Below are 3,551 nucleotides of genomic sequence, written 5' to 3' on the forward strand. Positions count from 1 at the left end.
CGACGGCCGTGGCGCCCGGCATGACGTGCTGCTGCCGCGCGAGTTGACGGACGCACTGAAGGCCCTGGCGCAGCAGGAAGGCGCCTCCCTCTACATGGCGCTGCTGACGGGCTGGCAGATGCTCATGGCCCGCTACTCCGGCCAGGAGGACGTCACCGTCGGCTCTCCCATGGCTGGCCGCACGCGCGGCGAGGTGGAGGGCCTCATCGGCCTCTTCGTCAACGCCCAGGTGCTTCGCACCCGCGTGTCGGGCACTGCGTCCTTCCGCACGCTGCTGCGTCAGGTGCGGGAGACGGTGCTCGGTGCCCAGGAGCACCAGGAGCTCCCCATCGAGCGCCTCGTGGAGGAGTTGAAGCCCGAGCGCATTCCGGGCCGCACTCCCTTCTTCCAGGTGATGCTCACCTACCAGGCCTCCTTCCGCAGCGCCGCCTCCGTCGAGGGCGTCAAACTGGAGGCCCTGGAGCTCGACACCTTCTCCGCCAAGTTCGACCTCACCCTCCAGGTGCTGGAGACGGATGCCGGCCTCAAGGGCTACCTCGAGTACACCACTGACATCTTCACCGCCTCCACCGCCGCACGCATGGCCGAGCACCTGCGGGTGCTTCTCCAGGAGGCCGTCGCTCAGCCGAATGAGGCAGTCGCCCGATTGCCGCTGCTGACCGCCGTCGAGCGGCGCGAAATGCTGGTGGAGTGGAACGCCACGCGCGCGCCCTTCCCCGAAGCGTGCATGCACTCGCTCTTCGAAGCGCAGGTGCGCCGCGCTCCGGAGGCGGTGGCTGCTGTCTTCGAGGGGACGCAGTTGACATACGCGCAGCTGGACGCGCGCGCCAATCAGCTTGCGCATGCGCTGCGCCGTCGTGGCGTGGGTCCGGAGGTCCGCGTCGCTCTCAGCGTTGAACGCTCTCTCGATATCGTCATCGGGTTGCTTGGCATCCTGAAGGCCGGTGGTGCCTGGGTGCCCGTGGATCCGCTCCTGCCTCGTGAGCGCCTGGCCTTCATGCTGGAGGACAGCGCGGCTCAGGTGCTCGTCACCCAGCAGCCACTGGTGGACCGGTTCCCCGAAGCGCTGCATGCCCGCGCGCTCTGCCTGGACACCGAGCGCGGCGCTCTCTCCGCTGAGCCGACGGATGCGCCTGTAACGGGCGTGACGCATGCCAACATGGCGTACCTGCTCTACACCTCGGGCAGCACGGGGACGCCCAAGGGCACGGCGGTGGAGCACCGCAGCGTCGCCAACCTCGTCACCCACGAAGCGGTGGCCTATGGCATCGGCCCCGGCAGCCGCGTGTTGCAGTTCGCCAGCCTCAGCTTCGACCTCTCCGTGGAGGAGATTTTCACCACGCTCTGCAACGGCGCCACGTTGGTACTCGCGCCGCTGGAGAAGCTGATGCCGGGTGCACCGCTGCCCGTGCTGTTGCGTGAGCAGGAGTTGAGCGTCGTCAGCCTCACCCCGGCGGCGCTGGCGGCCACGTCCTCCGAAGGGCTCCCCGAGGTCCGCACCGTCATCTCCGGCGGCGAAGCCCTGCCCGCGGACGTCGTCGCGCGTTGGGCTCCGGGACGGCGATTGCTCAACACCTACGGCCCCACCGAAGCCACCGTCATCGCCACCTTCGGTGAGGTGGTGGCGGATGGGAACGTGCCGTCCATCGGCAAGCCGCTGGCGAACGTGCGTGTCTATGTGTTGGACGCGCACGGGCAGCCCGTCCCCGTGGGTGTACGCGGCGAGCTGCACATTGGCGGCGTCGGCGTGGCGCGTGGGTACGCGGGACGGCCGGGACTCACCGCCGAGCGCTTCACTCCGGACGCTTTCTCCTCCACTCCGGGAGCCCGGCTCTACCGCACGGGCGACGTGGTGCGCTGGCGGGCCGACGGCCAGTTGGACTTCGTCGGCCGCATCGACGCGCAGGTGAAGGTGCGTGGCTTCCGCATCGAGTTGGGCGAGGTCGAGAACGCCCTGCGCGCCGCCCCTGCCGTGAAGGACGCCGTCGTGCTCGCCCGCGAAGATTCGCCGGGCGACAAGCGCCTCGTCGCATACGTCGTGGGTGAAGCCCTCGACATCACGGCCCTTCGCGCGCACCTCAAGCAACTCCTGCCTGAGTACATGGTGCCTGCCGCCTTCGTCCCCCTGGACGCACTGCCGCTGACGTCCAACGGCAAGGTGGACCGCAAGGCCCTCCCTGCTCCGGATGCGAGCGTGCTTCGGGCATCGCACGCTTACGAGGCCCCGGCGACTCCACTGGAAGAGAAGCTCGCGGCACTCTGGAGCGAAGTGCTTCGCGTGCCCACCGTAGGCCGCACGGACAACTTCTTCGAGCTGGGGGGCCACTCCCTGCTCGCCACGCAGTTGGTGGCTCGCGTGCGCGCGGCACTGGATGTGGAGCTGCCGCTTCGCGCCCTCTTCGAAGCTCCCACCATCTCGGCCCTTGCGGAGCGGTTGCATCGGGCTTCCACCGGCACGCGGCTACCGCCCCTGACGCGCACGCGCACCGAAGGCCCTCAGCCTCTCTCCTTCGCTCAGCAGCGCCTCTGGTTCCTGGACCAGTTGGCGCCGGATGACGCCTCCTACAACCTCCCCGTCACGCTGCGTCTCCTTGGGCGTCTGGACGTCCAGGCGCTACGCCGCGCATTCGAGGCGCTGGTGGCGCGGCACGAAGCCCTGCGCACCACCTTCTTCGAAGAAGAGGGCCAGCCCTTCCAGCGCATCCATCCTCCGGCCGAGTGGGTCCTTCCCATGGAGGATCTGTCCGGCCTGGAGGAGTCTGAGCGCGACGCAGAGACGCTGCGGCTTGCCACCCGGGAAGCCCGGCAGCCCTTCCACCTCGTCCATGGGCCGCTGCTGCGCACGGCCCTCCTCAAGCTCTCGGACGTCTCCCACGTCCTCCTCGCGACGATGCACCACATCGTCTCCGACGGTTGGTCCATGGGCGTCCTCATCCGTGAACTGGCGAGCCTCTATGAGTCCTTCAGTGGCGGCCGGGCTCCCTCGCTGCCACCACTGCCCGTGCGGTACGCCGACTTCGCCCTCTGGCAGCGCCAGTGGCTCCAGGGCGAGACGCTGGAGTCGCAGCTCGGCTACTGGAAGCGCCAGTTGGCCGGTGCCCCCGCCGCGCTGGAGCTGCCCACGGACCGTCCTCGCCCCGCCGTGCAGTCCCGGCGCGGTGCCACGGTGCCCGTGCACTTCCCCTCGGAGTTGACGGACTCGCTGCGCAGTCTCGCTCAGCGTGAAGGTGCTACGCCCTTCATGCTGCTGCTCTCCGCATTCCAGTTGCTCCTCTCGCGCTACTCCGGCCAGGACGACGTCAGCGTCGGCTCTCCCATCGCCGGACGTACTCACGCCGAGGCCGAGGGCCTCATCGGCTTCTTCGTCAACACGCTCGTGTTGCGCGCCCATGTGCGCCCGGAGGACTCCTTCCGCCAGCTGCTAGCCCAGGTGAAGGCCACCACCCTCGCCGCCTACGAGCACCAGCACGTCCCCTTCGAGAAGCTGGTGGAAGTCCTCCAGCCCTCGCGCGACTTGAGCCGCAGCCCTCTCTTCCAGGTGATGCTCGTCC

The 3,551-nt window shown here is 69.0% G+C and carries 1 protein-coding gene; it reads left to right on the plus strand.

What is annotated here, in order from left to right; all coding sequences use genetic code 11:
• The coding region (locus tag D7X30_RS41250; protein WP_120568453.1) for a non-ribosomal peptide synthetase at positions 1-3,551 on the plus strand (3,551 nt) is incomplete at both ends.

Origin of the sequence: Corallococcus sp. AB011P (genome assembly GCF_003611605.1) — a bacterium.
Lineage (GTDB): Bacteria > Myxococcota > Myxococcia > Myxococcales > Myxococcaceae > Corallococcus > Corallococcus coralloides.